Source organism: Mycobacterium colombiense (genome assembly GCF_001953985.1).
In the GTDB taxonomy this organism is placed as follows: domain Bacteria; phylum Actinomycetota; class Actinomycetes; order Mycobacteriales; family Mycobacteriaceae; genus Mycobacterium; species Mycobacterium colombiense_B.
The window spans coordinates 1-1,220 of the sequence record NZ_MBEI01000057.1 but is presented as its reverse complement, the minus strand read 5'-3'; the positions used below and the strand labels follow the sequence as shown (position 1 = coordinate 1,220).

Annotated in this window: 2 protein-coding genes and 1 pseudogene; all 3 read right to left on the bottom strand. The window is 64.8% G+C overall.

The genetic code is table 11. The annotated features are described in order from the left end of the window. A pseudogene (locus tag A5732_RS27100) lies at window positions 1-68 on the bottom strand (WXG100 family type VII secretion target); the annotation flags it as partial. 281 nt (window positions 69-349) lie between these two features. Beyond that, window positions 350-649, bottom strand: coding sequence for a PE family protein (locus tag A5732_RS17235; RefSeq protein WP_007771419.1), 300 nt, complete (start codon window positions 647-649; stop codon window positions 350-352). 478 nt (window positions 650-1,127) lie between these two features. Further along, window positions 1,128-1,220: PPE family protein, SVP subgroup (locus A5732_RS17230; RefSeq protein ID WP_436971827.1), on the bottom strand; the 93-nt coding region annotated here is incomplete at its 5' end.

Here is a 1,220-nt window from a genome sequence, read left to right as displayed (position 1 = left end):
GCGTGGACCTCGAAGCGGCCCGCCATCGCCCGCATCTCGTGCGGGTCGGTCATAAAACGTGTTGCCATGTCGGCTGTTCTCCTTGCTACGTGGTTACTGGGTGATGTGTTGAAGACGGTGGCCGGATCGTTTACGCGTTACGCAACCGCCGAGCCGAATGAATAGAAATGACCCCCCCTTCCCGTCAGCCGGCGGCCACCGGGTGCTGTCACGGTGAGACGGACGTCGAACCCGAACCGCGGCGTTTGAGTTGACGGAGTGCGTGTTGCGATCGTCCCCTGCGGGGCGGTGACGTTGGAACCCATTGCGCTGACGACCTGTCCCAAGCCCCCGGAACCGCGTGTCCGAGCTACAGGGCGGCGGCCGCGTTGGCTGCTTCGGTCGCAGCGTACGAACCGGAGCTGGTGGACAGGGTGTTCACGAACATCTCGTGGATCGCGGCGGCCTGGGCGCTCACCGCTTGGTACATCTGCGCGTGCGCGGCGAACTGAGCCGCGGTCAAAGCCGACACCTCGTCGGCAGCGGCGGGTACCACCCCCGTCGTTGGGGCTGCAGCGGCTGCGTTCTGGGCGCTCAAGGTCGACCCGATAGCCTGCAGGTTCCCGGCCGCCGCGGCCAAAGCCTCCGGCTGTGTGGTCACGAACGACATGTTGTTCCCTCCTAGTTCAATCCCCGACCCTGCGAAGACTAGATGACTGGGGCCCCCCAGGTCGGTGTGGAAGCCCGGTGTTTGCAATTGTTCACTTAGCGGTACGGCGAATTCACTTTTGGTAACGACACAGTAACAACGCCTGACCTCGACCGCTGCCCCTTGAAGAAGGGTCATAGCAAACGGTACCAGCCCCCGGTCGAAAAAGTTGCTGGTAATCGGCGCCCAGGGTGCCGGCGCCGCGTCGCCCGGCATAAAAATCTGACCGCCGATTAACCCGTCGCAAAGAATCGATGCGATGAGCATTCCCGGTGGCGTGTCGCGGGGACCTCCTTTCACCCAGGTCAGTCGGTGGAGTGCCCCGGTCTCTGCCAGACGCAGCGTCCGGAAGCGGTCGGGACAACTCGAGGCGCATCATGCTGCGAGCGCTGATGACTGCGGGGCCATTGTCGACGTCGATACCTGTGGGATGCCGCGCTCAGCCGGCAAACGGTGGTCGGGCCATGACGGTGGGCCGGAAGCCGTACTTGGGGCCGGCGACTCCGTGCCCGGCCGCACCCGCGCCGGCCAG